Genomic DNA, 18,685 nt, shown 5'->3' with positions numbered 1-18,685 from the left:
ATTCGAAGTTATATAGATTAATGTTTGAAATAAATAATATGAAGGGGTTCGACATGACTAGTTACATTGGATATATAGGAACATACACAAAAAAGGAAAGTAAGGGGATATATCAATTTACTCTTGATACCGAGAAAAAAATGATTACAGATGTACAGCTTGCCGCTAAATTGGAAAATCCCACCTATATTGCAGTAAGTAAGGATAAAAGAAACTTATTTGCAGTAACAAAGAATGGTGAACAAGGGGGAATTACTTCCTTTTCAGTAGGGACTGAAACAGGAACGTTAACAAAATTAAATAGTATATTATTAGATGGTGCACCACCTTGTTATGTTTCTGTAAACAACATAAACAGTAAGGTATTATCGGCAAATTACCACACAAAAAAGCTAGTATCCTATAAATTAAACCAAGATGGTTCTTTTAATAATGAAATATCCATTGTAAATCATGAAGGTTCAGGACCTCATGAAAGACAGGAAAAGTCACATTTGCATTTTGCTGATTTTACTCCTGATGGAAAATATATCATTGTGGTTGATTTAGGGAGTGATCGTATAATCACTTATACGAATACGGATGATGAGTTAAATGAAGTGAATAGTTTTTCAGCTAAACCAGGAAGTGGACCAAGACATATTACTTTTCATCCAAATGGAAAGTTTGCATATGCAGTTACAGAATTAAGTTCGGAAGTAATAATGCTGTATTATGATGCAGAAGATGGCAGCTTTAAAGATATACAATATATATCAACAGTTCCGGAAGAATTCAGGGAGGGCAATGACGCTAGTGCAGTTGTAATTAGCTCGGATGGTAAGTATCTTTATGTTGGAAATCGTAGACATAGCAGTATTGCGATTTATAAAATTGATGAAAATAATGGTGAATTAACTTTTTTGGAGTGGACTCCAACAATGGGAAACTGGCCGCGAGATTTTGTTCTAGATCCAACTGAAGAATTTTTAGTCGCAACAAATGAAAAAACAAACAATATGACTTTGTTTAGTAGAAACAGAGAAACAGGAAGATTAACTCTACTTCAATCGAATATTAAAGTGCCTGAACCAGTTTGTGTAAAGTTTTTGTAGTCTATTATTTTAAATACTATTAAATACTTGTATAAAATAAAAGGATGTAAGAACATGTTAAAAAAATTATTTTCAAAATCAAATACAAAGTTGGAAAAAATCTATGCTCCTATTACCGGAAACATAATTCCATTGTCGGAAGTTCCAGATCCAGTTTTTTCAGAGAAAATGATTGGTGATGGAATTGCAATTATTCCATCTAGTGGTTCAATTGTTTCTCCTGTAGAAGGTGAAGTTATACAACTTTATCCAACAAAACATGCTATTGGAATAAAATCAGTTGAAGGAATCGAAATATTAATTCATATTGGATTAAACACAGTAGGATTGAATGGTGAGGGTTTTGAAACGTGTATAGAAGTGGGGAAACATGTAAAACCAGGAGATAACTTAATACATGTTGATTTGAAGTTATTAAAAGAAAAAAACCTAGACACTGTTACCCTGTTAGTAATTACTAATATCTCTGAAAAAAAGGTGAAAATTAATTCTTATGCTAGTGGCACTGTGAATTGTGGGGACCAATTGTTAGAATGTGAGATAGGATAAATAACATAGGAGATTAAACGAGCTTTAGATTAATTAGGGGCTGCTGTAAAGTCTAAGAAGGGGAAGGGTTTTTTAGTCTTTTATCGAAGTTAATTTTAATAGGGGAATAGTTTTTGTCAGATAATCGATTTATGTACAATTTTTTAGAAAGATTTTCCAAATGAATTTCAATATTTTTAGTTTAGGGGTTGTCCTAAAAAAGTTTTTTACCAGGGTACTTGAAAAAGTTTACACACTCGAAAATATTACTCAAGTGCTAACTTCCGACATTGACGGTCAAAAGAACAAAAACTCCCCTAAAACAGCTGTATAATCGTGTTTTTGAGGAGTTTTTTATTTTTTTGTAGATATGCATTTGTTCTTTTGTCTTTTTGACCATAAGCCGGGATATCCTTTAAATCAAGTGGTGATAAAATATCAGAAAAGACATCATCGGCTTTATTCTTTATAAAAATTTCTCTCTCATCAACGTTTAGCTTAGTGATTGTTGCACTTCGGATGGCGCCCTGTATTTTCTCCGTGGAATAATTTTTTCCCTTCTGATGAAGATAATATTCAAATAATCGTTGAATGACCAAAGCCAGATAACATATAACAAAGTGATCCAGAACAAGTTTTAAATGCCTACCATGAACTTTGGAAAATTGAAGAAATTTTCCGAGTACTAAGGAGTAATTTTGAAGCTCGTCCCATTGATTATGTCTATGATTACATTGCATAAATCTTTTCTTATGATGGTTGTGTTGATAGAAGCTACGTTCAACAAGTCATGAGATAAATTTACCAATAAAATTTTTGCGAAAGTTGCGAAACTGCACAATAGAAAGTAATCCCCTTAAAAAAATTCATTGTTATGTAGTTATCTACAACATAAAAAATAAGTTATCCACATTTTTTAAAAATTAGGCAAAGTTGGTTTTGTTTGGCCTTTAATGTGGATAAATTCAAACGTAAAATTTTACCAATTGTGGAAAAGTCGTATTTCCACAACACTACCAAAAATTAATAAATTTACACCTCATAGCTGGACTACCCCGTTAGGTTGAAATATTTTAGGTGAATGTGATATATTGAAATTAAAATTCGAAAATTTTATAATAAGATATACAAAGGTGTTCTTAGGGGTGAAACAAATGAAAACAACTCTAAAGTTTAAATATAAGTTCCCTGAAAACTTTAATCCCACTTACACAAATGGTGTATATGGGGGTATTGCTCCGCAGGGTGAAATTGTTATGAATTTCTTTTTTGAACGACCACCACTACCTTATGTAGAAAACCTCGAATTAGGTGAAGAAGGCCAAGCTGTAACACCACCAACTGTTATTGACCCTAATGATTTTGACTATAATGTCATTCGTTTTGTCTCTTCGGGCGTTATAATGAATTTAGACTCAGCAAAAGCAATCCATAATTGGTTAGGACAAAAGATACAAATATTGGAGCAAATGAGGGAGGAAAACCAATGATTGAAAAATCATATTTTACGCCTTCAGAACCGATATTTAATCCATTTATAGTTAAAGCAAATACATCAAGCAAAGTGAGTAGTTTATGGCAAATGCGGGTGAAGAATCGGATTGCCTATAATTACTCATCAACATTTACTAGTATACCCCAAAAATACATTGTTGAAGAAAAAAGGAAATCGATTAATCTGCAGAAATTAAAGGATCTAGAAAAACTTGAGTACAATTGGAACGGCAATGGGGCAGAACCGTTTACAACGGAGGTTTTGAACAACGCAAACTATATATATCATAATATAATTAGAGAACCCAAAATTTTTCCAACTGGTAGAAAAAGTATACAATTTGAGTATGAAAAGAATAATGGAGATTATTTAGAATTTGAAATTTTCCATGATCGAGTTGAAGTGTATATGGAAGTATCAGAAGAAGAGAAAGAAATAACCATCCCATTGATAAATGTTGTAAAAAAGGTAAACGAGGTTATAAATGAGTTTTTTGAATCCTAAAATAGATGAAAATGAATTTTTGTATCGAGCGATAAAAAAATCAATTCCAAATCAGTGGGATATTGAGAAAAATAGACCTTCTTCTGCACTTTTTAAAGATTCAAAAGGTGTTTCAGTCGATAGAGACGGAAATCGCAATAAAAGGGAAATTGTTACTAGCTTTTTAGAAAGGTTTGGACATACTGAGTTAAAAGCAATTGTAAATATTAGAGCAGGTCATTGTTATGAAAAGGATTGTAGCATACTATATAGACCTTTGGATGACAATCCTTTTCATGCAGAAATACACAATGGGAATGGTAAAGTTGAGCTTACAAAAGGTCAAGCAAGATTCCTTGCCAAGAATTGCACCATTGTAGAATAATATGATTTATAATATCTATAACTATTATTTTATTTTCATTGAAAAATTGGAAAATGAACGGGGATGATTTCCTCGCCATCATGACTAAATATAATGGCCTAATTTGGCCTAACCTCTAGCCTGTTAATGTGATAAAGTGAACATAAAGAAACTGCCCCACTGAATGTAAATGTAACAAAATTTGAAAAGCATTCACACCTTTGGTTTATTTGTGGCAGCTGTTTTTCCGTCTTCAATTTCTCTCCAAGTTTTTTATCTCTCTAGACGATCTAAACTAATATCCTATTAAGTTCAAAAACTTTTATTAAAGAAATTCTTAACTTGTAGTATCTGCCCAATATTCTTACGGTGTTGATGATAACAATTAAATCCTGTTATATAATTGATATGCTGTTAATGTTAATTCGTAAAGCTGAAGAGAGTTACCCAAAATTCATGAAAAATGCAATGGGAATAAACTTCCATTAAGCACCTTAAATTTTTTATATTCTCTAAAAAGATAAAATAGGAACAGGGATTTTGTAATCTCGTTCCCATTTTTTATGCAAATTGACCTTTTACAAACTTTTGTCATTTTTTTCGACTAAATATATAGAAGAATTTAATATAATGAAAGAGATTAGTAATTTTTTGGAAAATTGGAGGGAGCAAGTGAAAAGTTTTCTATTTTAGCTCACCTTAACTGGCGGTATGGCCCTCACATCAAGATTTTAGAGATTGCAAAGAGGAGACGGCATTAGTGGGGGATGAAGAGCCCCCAGCCGGAAGTTTCACTTTATCTATGATAACTAGAAAAATCCTTTTGCTGAAAGGAGTATAGGGAATGAGAATAGGAATACCTAAAGAACGAGTTGCCGGTGAAAGACGTGTTGCAGCAACTCCAAAATCCGCCATTCAACTGAAAAAACTTGGGTTTCAAGTTGCGGTTGAGACAGGTGCAGGTGAGGCGGCAAGTTTTACCGATGAACAGTATATCAGCTCCGGAGCAGAAATTGTCGAAGCTGATGATGTGTTTCAATGTGATTTAATTTATAAAGTGAATCCGCCTACCGAGGAGGAAGTTTCAAAGATTAAGGAAGGGGCGACATTCGTCAGTTTCTTGTATCCGGCACAAAACGGCGCACTTGTTAAAGAGCTTTCCCAAAAAAACATCAATGTACTGGCAATGGACATGGTTCCGCGCATTTCACGTGCCCAATCAATGGACGCTTTATCTTCAATGGCTAATATTGGAGGATACAGGGCGGTTACAGAAGCACTTCATGCATTTGGACGATTTTTTAACGGGCAAATTACCGCTGCCGGGAAAGTACCACCGGCAAAAGTATTGGTCATTGGTGCAGGGGTAGCCGGGTTGGCCGCAATTGGAATGAGTAAATCCCTTGGTGCGATTGTTCGGGCCTTTGATACGCGTCTGGAAGTGGCGGAACAAATCGAATCAATGGGCGGAGAATTTTTGAAATTAAACTTTGCCGGTGAAGAAGATGGTTCTACTTCTACAGGATATGCCAAAGTCATGTCCGACGAATTCATTCAAGCAGAAATGGCTCTTTTTGCTGAACAGGCGAAAGAGGTTGATATTATTATAACCACCGCACTTGTTCAAGGAAAACCGGCACCTAAGTTAATTACGAAAGCGATGGTTGACAGTATGAAGCCGGGCTCGGTGATTGTTGATATGGCCGCTTCAAGTGGAGGTAACTGTGAATATACGGTACCGGGGGAAATGATTGTGACTGCTTCCGGGGTGAAAGTGATTGGTTACACAGATTTGCCCGGTCGACTGCCTGCTCAATCGTCTGAAATGTATGCAACCAATCTCGTCAATTTAACAAAATTACTTTGCAAGGAAAAAAACGGAGAGATCGATATCAACTTTGAAGATGTGATTTTACGCCATATGAGTGTCGTAAAAGAAGGGCAAATTACCTTCCCGCCGCCGCCAATTCGTGTATCGGCGACGCAAACCTCGAAGAAAGAGACGAAGCAAGCAGAACCAAGCGAGACACCGGTTAAAGAAAAGAAACACCACTCCTTGTTAAAAATGGTATTTGGTGGGCTGGCAATTGTGTTCTTCCTATGGTTAGGTCAAGTTTCACCTCCTGAATTTTTATCACATGTAACGGTTTTTGCCCTTGCCATTGTAGTTGGCTATTATGTTGTATGGAATGTAACCCATGCTTTACATACACCGCTTATGTCGGTTACGAATGCCATCTCCGGTATTATTATCGTAGGTGCCTTATTACAGATGAACAGTTCCCTAACGTCGGTTAAAATCTTGTCTTTTCTTGGTATATTAATTGCTACGATCAATATATTTGGCGGGTTCACCGTTACTAAACGCATGTTAGAGATGTTTACGAAGAGCAAGGAGGTGTAATCAATGTCGCAAGGTTTAGTTACTGCAGCGTATATGATTGCAGGGATATTGTTTATTATGAGCTTAGCCGGTCTAGCGAAGCAGGAAACAGCAAAAAGGGGCAATTATTTTGGTATTTTGGGTATGGCGATTGCCTTGGTTACAACGATTGTAAGTATTGAACTTGATGTTGAAAGTATGGCATATATTTTGGTGGCTGTCTTAATCGGTGCGATCATCGGTATTCTTTTAGCAAAACGAGTCGAAATGACGGAAATGCCGGAATTAATCGCAGCTTTACATAGTTTTGTAGGATTGGCAGCCGTATTTGTAGGCTATAACAGCTTTATCGAGTTACTTTCTGATCATTCTTTTGTTGGATCTATGCTAATCATTCATTTAACGGAAATTTTTCTCGGTATTTTTATTGGGGCTGTTACCTTTACCGGTTCGGTTATCGCTTTTGGAAAACTTCATGGCAAAATTCGCTCCAATCCACTTATTTTACCATATAAAGATTTGTTGAATATTGGGTTGGTGCTTGTGTCTGCGGTTCTTATGTTTTTATTTATTTCTGCAGGAGCTTCACAATCCGGGATTGTCTACCTTGCCATTATGACGGCGATTTCGTTATTTTTAGGCTGGCATATGGTCATGGCAATCGGCGGTGCAGACATGCCGGTTGTTATTTCCATGTTGAACTCATTGTCCGGTTGGGCGGCTGCGGCATCGGGATTTATGCTGTCAAATGATTTGTTAATTATTACCGGAGCATTGGTGGGGTCGTCGGGAGCAATTTTGTCCTATATTATGTGTCAAGGCATGAACCGGAACTTTTTCTCTGTTATTACCGGTGGCTTTGGAAATGAAGGAGCAAGCGGGGAAGCGGAAGAAATGGGTGATTACCGGGAAATCAGCCCGGAAGATGCAGCAGAAATGTTAAAGGGGTCAAGTTCTGTTATTATTACACCTGGTTATGGGATGGCTGTAGCTCAAGCGCAATATCCGGTGGCGGAAATTACGAAAAAACTCCGCGATCAAGGGGTTAACGTCCGTTTTGGTATTCATCCGGTGGCAGGGCGGCTTCCGGGTCATATGAATGTATTGTTAGCGGAAGCAAAAGTACCTTATGATATTGTTCTAGATATGGAAGAAATTAATGATGATTTTCCGGAGACAGATACTGTGCTTGTTATCGGGGCCAATGATACGGTCAATCCGGCTGCAATCGAAAATCCGAGCGGCCCAATTGGCGGGATGCCGGTACTCGAAGTTTGGAAGGCAAAAAATGTTATTGTTATGAAACGTTCCATGAGCGCGGGATATGCCGGTGTACAAAACCCGTTATTTTTCAAGGAAAATTCCTATATGTGCTTTGGTGATGCAAAAACAACCGCAGAGGCCATACTGAATGCGTTGTAGCAATTGAAATCAGATGTAGGGATCCAATGTGAAGGAGATAGTCGTTATGTGGTGAGGACTACAGTCTAAGTATGCGATATTTAATCCAATATGAATTCGATAATCATCATGTGACGAGGACTACAACCTAAGGCATGCAACATTTTAGTCCAATGTGAAGAGGCCACTGAAAAACAATTCGAATAAGTTCACTTAAACAATATATAGTAGGATAAACCAGGAGAATACATCTAAATATGGTGGGTGTTTAGCAAGTATTCTTATAATTATTTAGCACTTTTTCAGTGGCCTCCAATATGAATTCGATATTCGTCATGATTGGATCAATGTTGGCGGGACGGTACAGCTTGCAGGCGAACCTCCAATATGAATTCGATAATCATCATGATTGGATCCCTTTAACGTTTGACATTTGGAATTACATATGGATTTTCCCGAAGTTGATTTGACTTTATTCTTTAACTAATTTGTTCTACCATACTTCAAATTAAATGTTTCTATCGAACAAAATTTTATTCCACTAAACAATATTTTGAATGGACTTCTATTCATCTCGATCCTTCAAATCAATAATTTCCCTAATATCATCTATATGAAGCGCTTCTGCAATTCTTTCAATATGACCAAAATTTATATTTTTCCGTTTGTGGTTTGCTAATTCGCTAAGAGTCGCATGGCGAATATCTGTTAATCGGGAGAGTTCTCTGAGAGATATATTATTTTTGATTAAAAGTTCTTTTATCTTTACAACAACGTATTTTTCCATAACTCACCCAGCTCATCAAAAATAGTTTGACTTTACGGAAAATATACCATATAATATTTTTAATGGTGGTACGTGATTGCGTACCAAAATAAAAGGATGTGTAGTCTAAATTAGCTAACACACTTCATAACTGTCATTTTCAAGTGGCAAAAGGGGGTAAGATGATTAGGTAGAAATCAATGAAAATAATTTTTAATATCTGGGGAGGTTTTGTTATTACAAAAATAGTTAATCACAGAAGAAGGATAGGATTCATTATGAAATTAGTTGTATTGGGGGTAAAGGATGCTGATAAAACAAAGTAATAAAAATGACTGTTATTAAAATAGTAATCAAGTATCATTTAATCTGTTTTTGTGATAAATATAAATGCCAAATCATAAAATATAACAAATCCTATGATTCACACCAAAAGAGCCTATTTCCATAAAATTTTTCCGTAACCCGTGAATTTATAACCTTATAAATACTGGTGAAACTATATTTTGCGTGAATATAATATTAAAACATTTTTGGACACCATCATTTCTTATACTGTTTCTATCTTAATTTACTTAATTAATATACGAAAAAGAAAATCTACCTATCTCTAAGAAGTGACAGCGTTTTCAAAGTCAATTGGTTCATTAAAGATGGTAAAAGCAATAAAACAACTTTAGGAATAATCGGCTGATAAACAAACTCATTTACAAGGCAATTATGAATGGAAATTCAAAACGGTGCAATCCTTTATTTTTAAAGTTTTAACAAAACGTTGATAGGCTCTGCGACAGCATGATAAAAATTTATCCATTTATAAGTTGCTTAGGATTTTTATTACATAAGAAAGGTAGGAAAGTAAAATGGGAAAGGTGAAAAAATCAGCAATGATAATATTGTCAGTGCTAGTATTTTTAGGAGCATGCAGTAATGATGAATCAAGTTCCTCCAACAAAGGCAACAGCAATTCCGATGCAACTGAAATCAAGATTACGTGGAGAGGATTGGGAGAAAATGATAACATCCGTAGATATCTGGAAGAATTTGAAAGCGAATTCGAAGCAGAAAACTCCGATATCGACATCGTACTTTCACCCATTATCGCAAGTGAAGGGGATTATTTCTCTAAAGTAGCTTTATCTTTACAATCAAAAGATACTGCACCGGATATTGTTTCCGAAGACACATTTATGCTTAGCTCCGATGCGAATGCAGGATACTTAAAAAATCTAGATGAATATGTGTCTTCCTGGGACGAGTGGGATCAATTCATTGAAAATATTAAAAACGGTGTATTAGGTGAAGATGGAAGTGTTTATGCGATTCCTACGACAACCGATTCCCGCGGACTGTGGTTTAATAAAAAAGTTTTTAAAGATGCTGGACTACCTTTAGATTGGCAACCAAAAAGCTGGGAAGATATCTTGGATGCTGCAAAAAAAATAAAAGAATCAAATCCGGATGTTATTCCGCTGGCAATGAATGTCGCAAAAGTAAATGGTGAAGCAACATCTATGCAAACTTTTGAAATGCTGTTATATGGAACGGGTGAAACTTTGTATGATGACGAAACAGGGAAGTGGAATGTGAATGGTCAAGGATTGCTTGATTCGCTGACGTTTATTGATGAGATGATGAACAAGGAAAAACTAGGTCCATCCCTCTCAATTGCATTAACATCTAACTACGGTTCTGTGATGACTCAAGACTTATTACCCAATGGCGGAGTAGGTATCGTTCTTGATGGAAGTTGGAATATTGGTAATTACCTAGAAGGTGGCGCAGTTCCGCTCGAAGATCCTGAAGCCGTTCTTGGGTTTGCGGCAATGCCTACACAAAATGGTCAAAAACCGGGTACAGTGACAATGTCAGGCGGTTGGTCATGGGCCATTCCTGCTAATTCAAAAAATCATGATGATGCTTGGAAAGTAATTCAGGCAATGAGTACGAAAGAATCGCAAGCAAAACGTGCGGTTATTGAAGGTGTTTTAACTGTAAGAGAGGATTCCGCACAATCTCCTGATTATGCGCAACGGCCATTTATTGAATCTGCAACAAAAGCGCTAGAAAACTCCTATTTTCGACCAAAGAGTGACTTGTATCCGAATGTTTCTATTGAAATTCAAAATGCAGTAGAAGCGGTTGCCAGCGGTTCTATGACACCAAAAGAAGCTTTAAATAATTATAAAGAGGCAGTTATCAAGATAGTTGGTAAAGAAAACACATATTAATAAGAAAAGTAAAGTTTTGCTGTCATAGCATTCCCTGTAGAGCTAGACAGCAAAACTTGTCCAAAGCTTTCGACCCGTATTTTTAATCATTTACTGTAAAAATTTCCGGCGTCAAACCCACGAATTGGAATAAAGGATAGAATCACTGCTATTCTCTATTTCTAATATGTGGCAATGTTTTCAATAGGAGGATGAAAAATGGCCACATCTTCAATTCCATTAGCTAAGAAAAATAAATTAGAAAATGTCAAATCATTGGTTTTCTTATCGCCAGCTTTAGTTTTATTACTCATATTTTTTCTAACACCTATGGTTTTAACCATATTATTTTCATTTACAAATTTGTCTCTAACCGGGGCCCAAGCAAAACAACTTGAATTTATCGGTTTTCAAAACTTTATAAATATGTTTAAAGATGTAGAGCTATATAATAGTCTTGCTAAAACTTTAATTTTTGTTATTCTTTCGGCAGTATTAGGCCAATGTTCATTAGGATTTTTCATTGCATTTTTAATGAAAGGAAAAAGTGCTGCCTTCCGGAGAATCATTGGGATCTGTGTCATTGCGGCTTGGGTGACACCTGAAATAGTTGTCGCGTTTTGTTGGGTTGCCTTTTTAGGAGACAGCGGAACCTTAAATACGATTCTTACATCTTTATCAGAGATAAATGCAATCGCCTTTTTATTTGAATATCCAATGCTCAGTGTTGTCATTGCAAACATTTGGAGGGGTACCGCTTTTTCTATGATGGCCTTTCAGACTGCTTTAGATGATATACCGGCTGAGGTTGAAGAAGCAGCTATAATGGATGGTGCTTCACGATGGAAGGTTATCCGCCATATTACAATTCCAATGGTTCGTGGAACGGTTACAACAAACCTGATGTTAGTAACATTGCAAACCTTAGGTGTATTTACATTAATATATACCATGACTGGCGGTGGACCAGGAAATCATACGATGACATTACCGGTTTTTATGTATCAAAAAGCGTTTGTAAGTTATCAGCTGGGATACGGTACAGCTATCTCATTAGTAATCCTTTTGTTAGGAGCTGTTTTTAGTATTTTATATATGAGACTCCTGAAAGTAAAATTATAAGGAGTGAAAAAAATGAAGATAGGAAAAATAGAAAGGATTTTACATTATACCATATTAATTATACTTGCCGTTCTTTTTGTTTTACCGCTATTTTGGATGATATTTGCATCAGTGGATCCTTCCGCTATCCAAGCACTGAAAATACCAAAAGAGTTAACGATGAATAATTATAAGGAGGTTATTACAGATCCTTCCATCATTAGGTCCTTCTTGATAGGCTTAATGATTTCGGGCGGACAATCTATTATTGTCGTGCTTGTTAGTATATTAGCGGCATATCCTTTGTCTAGGTATCAAGTCAAATATAAAAAATCATTTTTATATACGATTTTATTTCTTACATCATTACCAATGACCGCTGTCATTGTCCCGGTTTATCAAATGTTTTTAATATTTAATTTCGTTGATAAACTTTGGGCGGTAACCCTATTTTTAACAGGGACATCACTTCCTTATGCCATTTGGATGATGAAAAACTTTATGGATTCTGTGCCAATGGATTTGGAAGAGTCGGCATGGATTGACGGTGCATCGGTATGGCAAGGGATTAAAAGAATTGTTGCTCCTTTAATGGTGCCTGGTATCTTTACTGTTTTCATATTTACTTATACTGGAAGTTGGGGAAATTTTTTTGTACCATATATACTAATTCAATCACCGGAAAAAATGCCAGCTTCCGTAAATATTTTCCAATTTTTTGGCAACTATGGCCTGATTAATTACGGAAAACTAGCGGCATTCTCAGTGCTTTATACAGTTCCGGTAGTATTTCTCTATTTTTTATCACAACGTTATATGTCTAAAGGTTTTAGTTTTGGCGGTGCGTCAAAAGGATAATTTCCGGGTTATGTAAATCTATGGAGGTGTTTCACTTGTTTTGGACAATAGAAAAATTAGAAGCGCGAATTGCTGAATTAGATCAGTTGAGGTACAGAAATGTAGTTCCTATTCCTGAATTCACTTCGATTTTAGACAAGGAAGGCAATGTGGGTACTCGGCCTCCTAAAAATTCAGAGGGGGAAAAATTAAAAGTTGGTGACTATTGGTCAGGCAGAGATCAGTACATATGGCTTTTAACTGAGCTTGAGATTCCCGCCGAATGGAAAGGGGAAGAAGTTGTCGGTCTTTTTGACTTTGGAAAAACAGGTGGAGGGAATAACTCCGGTTTTGAATCATTACTTTTTGTCAATCATACTCCCTACCAAGGCGTAGACAGCAATCATCAAGAAGTATTTTTTACCAAGGATTTGGTTGGGGGAAAAATCCAACTGGCATTTCGCTTATGGTCCGGGTTGGAAGGCGGCGGAAAACCAACCATTCAGGAACATAAAATAAAAAATGCCGCGTTGGCCTGTTTAGACGAAGCGGCAGATGATTTATTTTGGACCAGTAAGGCAATGATTGAAACGATAAAAATATATGATGACAACCGGCCGGAAAAGCAAGCGTTATTGATTGCTCTTGATCGTTCATTTAAGGAAATTGACTGGTCAAGACCGGGGTCTTCCGAATTTTATCTTTCTGTAAAAGTGGCGCAAAAGATTATAAATGAACAACTAGAAAGGATGGAGTATAAACATCCGGTAACAGTCCATGTTGTGGGACATACTCATATTGATGTAGCTTGGTTGTGGAGATTAAAACATACAAGAGAAAAAGCTGCACGTTCCTTTTCAACAGTATTGCGCTTAATGGAAAAATATCCGGAATATATTTTCCTGCAAACACAACCACAGTTATATGAATATATGAAAAATGATTATCCTGAGATTTTTAAACAGATAAAAGAAAAAATTGCCGATAAGCGTTGGGAAGCAGAAGGTGGAATGTGGCTAGAGGCAGATTGCAACTTGACATCAGGTGAGTCATTAGTACGTCAATTGTTATTTGGGACTCGATTTTTACAACGTGAATTTGGTGTGACATCAAAGTATTTATGGCTGCCGGATGTATTTGGTTATAGCTGGGCACTGCCGCAAATTTTAAAGAAGAGTGGTATAGATACATTTATGACAACGAAGATCAGTTGGAGCCAATATAATCGGATGCCACATGATACGTTTTACTGGAAAGGAATGGATGGTACACAAATTCTGACGCATTTCATAACAACGCCGACTAATGATGGCGTGTGGTTTTACACATACAATGGTGAGATTACACCAAAAACCATCCAAGATATTTGGGGGAATTATCGTGATAAAGAGGTGAATCGGGAGCTCCTGTTATCTTACGGATATGGCGATGGTGGCGGTGGTGTAAACAGAGAAATGCTTGAAATGCGACGCCGATTAGATAAGATGCCCGGGTTACCAAATGTTATACCTAGTCGTGCAGATGAGTATTTTGAAAAACTTCATAAGAATGTGGAAAGTACCGATCGATATGTTCATACTTGGGATGGTGAATTATATCTGGAATATCATCGCGGTACATATACCAGCCAAGCACAAAACAAGAAGATGAACCGGAAACTTGAACTGTTATTGCGAGAAACGGAATGGATTTCTTCATTGAATAGTATTTTGACTAAAGATTATTTTCGTTATCCGCAATCGGCAATAAATCATAGTTGGAAAATTGTTTTAAGAAATCAGTTTCATGATATCATTCCCGGGTCATCCATACGGGAGGTATATGAGGATAGCCAACAAGAATATCAAGAAGCAAAATCATTGGCAATGGAAAGTTGGAAACAGTCCTTGGCATCATTGCTCTCCGGTGACGATCGGACCGTTACTGTATTTAATTCCTCGAATTGGGTGCGGGATGATGTACTTGAAATCATTACATCAGATGAAAATTTAGTGAATGGTGAGTGGATAGATATACAAGGGAATCCGATCGAAACACAAAAAACAGAAAAAGGTTTACTTCTTGAAGTTAAAAAGTTACCGTCCATGGGGTATACGGCGATAAAATATCGTAAAAAAAGCCATTCAGTAAACCGTGTGGCAACATCTTTTGAGGTTAATGACAATAGTATCAATACACCATATTACCAAATTTCTTGGAATGATGCCGGGCAATTAGCAAGGATCTATGATAAAGAAGCAGGTCGTGAAGTCCTTGCCCCCGGAGCTTTTGGAAATATATTGCAAGTATTCGAAGACAAGCCGATGAATTATGAAAATTGGGATATTGATATTTTTTATCAGGAAAAGATGAAAGAAATCCGTGATTTACAAAGTGTTCAAGTGCTTGAAAAAGGTCCTTTACGACTTGTCATTGGATTTGAATGGAGGTACGGAGATTCATTCATAAAGCAGTTGATGACAGTTTATAAAAACAATAGAAGAATTGATTTTAAAACATATATTGACTGGCATGAACAGCAACAACTGTTGAAAGTTGCATTCCCTGTTCAGATTCGGGCAACTGAAGCCACCTATGATATCCAATTTGGCAATGTTAAGCGTCCTACACATTGGAATACGAGTTGGGATCAGGCAAAATTTGAAACAGTCGGTCACCAATGGGTTGATCTTTCCGAAACAAATTACGGGGTAAGTTTATTGAACGACTGCAAATATGGACATGACATAAAAGATCATGTCATTCGCTTAACACTTATAAAGTCTGGAAAATATCCTGATCCGATGGCTGACCAAGGTGAGCATACTTTCACTTACTCCTTATTGCCGCACAAAGGCAGCTGGATCGATGGAAAAACTGTACAGGAAGCATGGAAACTAAATAACCCGCTGACCTATTCTTTTGGCACAGGAAAAGATTATAAATCCATATCTTTATTCCGTGTATCTACTGACAACATCATGATCGATGCCGTTAAGAAGGCAGAGGATGATAATAAGATTGTACTTCGTGTTCATGAATTTACGGGTTCCCGTGGTCCGGTTACGATTTCAAGTGATTTAACGATTGCTTCATGGCAAGAATGCAACTTGATGGAAAAAACAACTGGAATCGTCCAGCATAGCAAGGAAATTACTTTTGATTTAGCGCCATATGAAATCAAAACATTTCTTGTTAACATAGGGGCCTAGGTTCCTTGTCCCGAGAGTTTGGATCATCGGATCAAGTCGGGGGTCAAAACCTGGCTTGTTAGGGGTTAAGAATTTTTATTTGCATGATTGATGGATAGAGCAATCGTTGTTAAAATGGTTACTTCATCTATCAAGGTTAAGAATATCTAATCGCTTGATTGATGGATAGGGCTGTTGTTTAGGCAGTATTTCCTGGGACGAAACCAATCCTTTAGAAAAAAAGATAATGTCTCAAAGAGAGGATATCATTGATCTATTTGGACACGGGGGTACCAGGGCTATGGTTCCTTGTCTTATTCATAACCGGGACAATGAACGAGGCGACTGAAAAACAATTCGAATAAGTTCACACAATCAATTTATAGTAGGATAGACCACAAAAGCACATCTAAATATGGTGTTAAGCAAGTGATTTTATAATTATTTAGCACTTCTTCAGTTGCCTCACAATGAACTTGTCCGATGTCTCCTTCCAAGTAAGTTGGATAGACCGAATACGCGGCCTATTTTTTTTTTCAAAAGAACCCAAAAGTAGTATTTAGTGTACCTGATCGTATTAAATAGTCAATTTATCCGGATCCTCGCTATTCAGGACTCTTCTCCACAATTTGAACAAGGAAAATCATTAAGTAGTACCTACATGAAAGGTTACATAAACAACCAATTGTTCTCGTCTTTCATCAAAAATACAGCAATCTATGAACCAAGGCGCTGGGATGTGGGAGACCTTATCAATATCAGTTTCGATTGACATTTATATAAACTCCCATAAAGGTTTTACGGAAAATTCCACATTAAATATCCTATGATTCGTATTTAGCACAACACAATATATCATATTTCGAGCGTTAGTATTTTAGAAAAAGGGCTTTTTGGGTGTAAACCAATATATAAACTGAATTCTATTAATCTAGAATTCAGTTTAGACACTAATTAGTGAAATTATAAGGAGATACACTCAATGTTAAAGTGGCAAAATCGGTGTCTGACGTCCTAATGATATCTCATACTATTTTAAACATATATAAGAATTTTAATGATTAATTAATATATCGTTATATAAATCCCCAAATTGTTCATAATGCGGAATGATTAGTACATAGCCTCAACATTTGCAATTAAAACAGCTTCAAAATTTATTCTTTTATGGCATAATATATATAATATTGGTATTTTAATCGGCTGAGGTGAAATCAAAAATTTGATTAGAAACATAAGTTCGTATATAATGTTTATAAATATCTTATGAATCTTATCTGGGGTAAAGGGGTGAAAAAAGTTGATTACCTATGTTGTTGGGGATTTGTTGAAAAGCCCAGCACGTGTTCTCGTTAATACTGTTAATACTGTTGGAGTCATGGGAAAAGGGATTGCTAAAGATTTTAAGATTATTTATCCTGAAATGTTTAGACAATACCAAGAACTTTGTGAAAAAGAAATGTTTCATGTAGGTCAGCTTTGGTTATATAAAACGCCGCAGAAGTGGATTCTAAACTTTCCTACAAAAAAACATTGGAGGTCTAAATCGAAATTGAATATATTGAAGCGGGGCTAGAAAAATTTGTTCATACTTATATGGAGAAAGGTATTACATCCATTGCGTTTCCCATGTTGGGTTGTGGGAATGGAGGTCTCGATTGGGAAAATGAGGTAAGACCTTTAATGGAAAAATATCTTAAAAATTTGCCTATCGATATTTATATTCATTTGTATAGAAAAGACCCGTTTGAACCAGAGTATAGAAATATTAATAAGATAAAGAATTGGCTAAGAAGTGAACCCGAATCATTGGCATTTGTAGAGGTTTGGGAGGATATTCAGAACCTTGTCCGACAAAACGATTCTTATTTTACATTGAATAATAAAATTGGTTTTACTGTTTCTATAATTAGTCACCCTGAGGAAGGATTAGGTATCAAAACACAAGGCCGAATAGTTCATATCTATAAATCACAACTAGTGGATCTTTGGCAACATATCCGCAGCTTTGGTTTTGTAATTCCTAGTAGTATGCCTAGTGGGATGGAAAAATATACTCCATTCATTATTGCTATCCTTCATAATTTACCATATTTAAAACCGGTAATTATTTCAACTCAATATCAAGAAATGAACAAAGAATCAATTGGCTTACAGTATATTCCAGTTAATCACACAAAAAATCTCAATGTAGAAGAGGTTTATCTTGATGAATCAACAAATTAAACCTGACGCTCATCTTTTTATTAATTATATAGATCAACTTATAAAAGAACCTTGGTTAGGACAATCAAGAAGATGGTGGCCAAAATTTGTTTACCATTTCACAAACATTGATAATGCAGTAAAAATTTTAGAAGACGGAAGGTTACTAAGTAGGGGGAAATTAAACAAGTTACAGGGCATGGTTACTGATAACGCTAGTCCAAATGCAATTACATGCCCCTGTTATTGGTGGATGTTTACAGTTTAAATTATCCAATATAGATACAAATAATTTTAAAAAGGTTCTAACTGTTCCATGTTCTCCGTAGATATGTTGGGGATACCGCACGTGGTCCGGCGATAAAACCTTCATTTTTTTATCTTCTTGTTTTTGTCATAGTTAAAACAAATACATCCCTAATGTGAGAATCTGTCTTTAATATACAGGTTAGAATGTTCTGCTGATATTATTTGACGGTGGAACAGGAATAATTGCATATACTTTGGATGAAATGCTCCAGTGGATCACGTAGACAGGTACCTTGGTCCAGTTAAGGGGGGTGACTTTGTTTGTCACTGTACGTTAATGTGCAAAAGTGAACAAAGACACAAGGACAGATACCTTGACCTAATTTTACTTTTAATTTG

General features: G+C 36.0%; 14 protein-coding genes and 2 pseudogenes. 14 read left to right on the top strand and 2 right to left on the bottom strand.

What is annotated here, in order from left to right; genetic code table 11:
• The first annotated feature begins 38 nt into the window (after window positions 1–38).
• Both NSQ14_RS17280 and NSQ14_RS17275 read left to right on the top strand, forming a co-directional pair.
• Window positions 39–1,094: a lactonase family protein gene (locus NSQ14_RS17280; protein ID WP_425499449.1), complete on the top strand. Its 1,056-nt coding sequence runs from the start codon at window positions 39–41 to the stop codon at window positions 1,092–1,094.
• A gap of 54 nt (window positions 1,095–1,148) precedes the next feature.
• The gene (locus NSQ14_RS17275; RefSeq protein ID WP_041901898.1) at window positions 1,149–1,643 is read left to right on the top strand and encodes a PTS sugar transporter subunit IIA; all 495 of its coding nucleotides are present in this window, start codon (window positions 1,149–1,151) and stop codon (window positions 1,641–1,643) included.
• A 296-nt stretch (window positions 1,644–1,939) separates the two neighbouring features.
• On the opposite strand, the pseudogene NSQ14_RS17270 reads toward NSQ14_RS17275, so the two are convergent.
• Window positions 1,940–2,245: pseudogene (locus NSQ14_RS17270) on the bottom strand (hypothetical protein); the annotation flags it as partial.
• A 531-nt stretch (window positions 2,246–2,776) separates the two neighbouring features.
• Between NSQ14_RS17270 and NSQ14_RS17265 the strand changes: the two are divergent.
• The 5 genes from NSQ14_RS17265 (at window position 2,777) to pntB (ending at window position 7,769) form a co-directional block, all read left to right on the top strand.
• Window positions 2,777–3,112: a hypothetical protein gene (locus NSQ14_RS17265; RefSeq protein WP_034773058.1), complete on the top strand. Its 336-nt coding sequence runs from the start codon at window positions 2,777–2,779 to the stop codon at window positions 3,110–3,112.
• A complete protein-coding gene (locus NSQ14_RS17260; protein ID WP_052480281.1) occupies window positions 3,109–3,621 on the top strand; it encodes a hypothetical protein in 513 nt (170 codons plus the stop codon). Before NSQ14_RS17265 ends, NSQ14_RS17260 begins: the two co-directional genes overlap by 4 nt.
• Window positions 3,602–3,985, top strand: coding sequence for a hypothetical protein (locus NSQ14_RS17255; protein ID WP_343127079.1), 384 nt, complete (start codon window positions 3,602–3,604; stop codon window positions 3,983–3,985). The genes NSQ14_RS17260 and NSQ14_RS17255 overlap by 20 nt, the downstream gene beginning before the upstream one ends.
• Before the next feature lie 823 nt (window positions 3,986–4,808).
• Window positions 4,809–6,368: a Re/Si-specific NAD(P)(+) transhydrogenase subunit alpha gene (locus NSQ14_RS17250; RefSeq protein WP_343127078.1), complete on the top strand. Its 1,560-nt coding sequence runs from the start codon at window positions 4,809–4,811 to the stop codon at window positions 6,366–6,368.
• Between the two features lie 3 nt (window positions 6,369–6,371).
• Window positions 6,372–7,769 carry a Re/Si-specific NAD(P)(+) transhydrogenase subunit beta gene (gene pntB, locus NSQ14_RS17245; protein WP_343127077.1) on the top strand — a complete coding sequence of 466 codons (1,398 nt, stop codon included), beginning with the start codon at window positions 6,372–6,374 and terminating at the stop codon, window positions 7,767–7,769.
• A 544-nt stretch (window positions 7,770–8,313) separates the two neighbouring features.
• On the opposite strand, the gene NSQ14_RS17240 is transcribed toward pntB, so the two are convergent.
• Window positions 8,314–8,535, bottom strand: coding sequence for a helix-turn-helix domain-containing protein (locus NSQ14_RS17240; protein ID WP_041901893.1), 222 nt, complete (start codon window positions 8,533–8,535; stop codon window positions 8,314–8,316).
• 842 nt (window positions 8,536–9,377) lie between these two features.
• Between NSQ14_RS17240 and NSQ14_RS17235 the strand changes: the two genes are divergently transcribed.
• The 7 genes and pseudogenes from NSQ14_RS17235 (at window position 9,378) to NSQ14_RS17205 (ending at window position 18,305) form a co-directional block, all read left to right on the top strand.
• Window positions 9,378–10,745: an extracellular solute-binding protein gene (locus tag NSQ14_RS17235; protein ID WP_346216637.1), complete on the top strand. Its 1,368-nt coding sequence runs from the start codon at window positions 9,378–9,380 to the stop codon at window positions 10,743–10,745.
• 198 nt (window positions 10,746–10,943) lie between these two features.
• Window positions 10,944–11,846, top strand: coding sequence for a carbohydrate ABC transporter permease (locus NSQ14_RS17230; RefSeq protein WP_041901891.1), 903 nt, complete (start codon window positions 10,944–10,946; stop codon window positions 11,844–11,846).
• Between the two features lie 12 nt (window positions 11,847–11,858).
• Complete coding sequence (locus NSQ14_RS17225; protein WP_041901890.1) at window positions 11,859–12,683, top strand: carbohydrate ABC transporter permease; 825 nt, start codon at window positions 11,859–11,861, stop codon at window positions 12,681–12,683.
• Between the two features lie 35 nt (window positions 12,684–12,718).
• Window positions 12,719–15,853 (top strand): alpha-mannosidase, encoded by a 3,135-nt coding sequence (locus NSQ14_RS17220; RefSeq protein WP_346216636.1) that lies wholly within the window; start codon window positions 12,719–12,721, stop codon window positions 15,851–15,853.
• Window positions 15,854–17,210: 1,357 nt separating this feature from the next.
• Window positions 17,211–17,440 (top strand): annotated as a pseudogene (locus NSQ14_RS17215) (macro domain-containing protein); the annotation flags it as partial.
• Between the two features lie 75 nt (window positions 17,441–17,515).
• A complete protein-coding gene (locus NSQ14_RS17210) occupies window positions 17,516–18,058 on the top strand; it encodes a hypothetical protein (RefSeq protein WP_346216634.1) in 543 nt (180 codons plus the stop codon).
• Window positions 18,042–18,305, top strand: a complete 264-nt coding sequence (locus NSQ14_RS17205) for a DarT ssDNA thymidine ADP-ribosyltransferase family protein (RefSeq protein ID WP_041901888.1) — start codon at window positions 18,042–18,044, stop codon at window positions 18,303–18,305. Before NSQ14_RS17210 ends, NSQ14_RS17205 begins: the two co-directional genes overlap by 17 nt.
• The last annotated feature ends 380 nt before the right edge of the window (window positions 18,306–18,685 follow it).

This window comes from Caldifermentibacillus hisashii (assembly GCF_039654145.1).
Classification (GTDB): domain Bacteria; phylum Bacillota; class Bacilli; order Bacillales; family Caldibacillaceae; genus Caldifermentibacillus; species Caldifermentibacillus hisashii.
The sequence above is the reverse complement of the archived record's forward strand: the minus strand, read 5'-3'. Positions and strand labels throughout refer to the sequence as shown.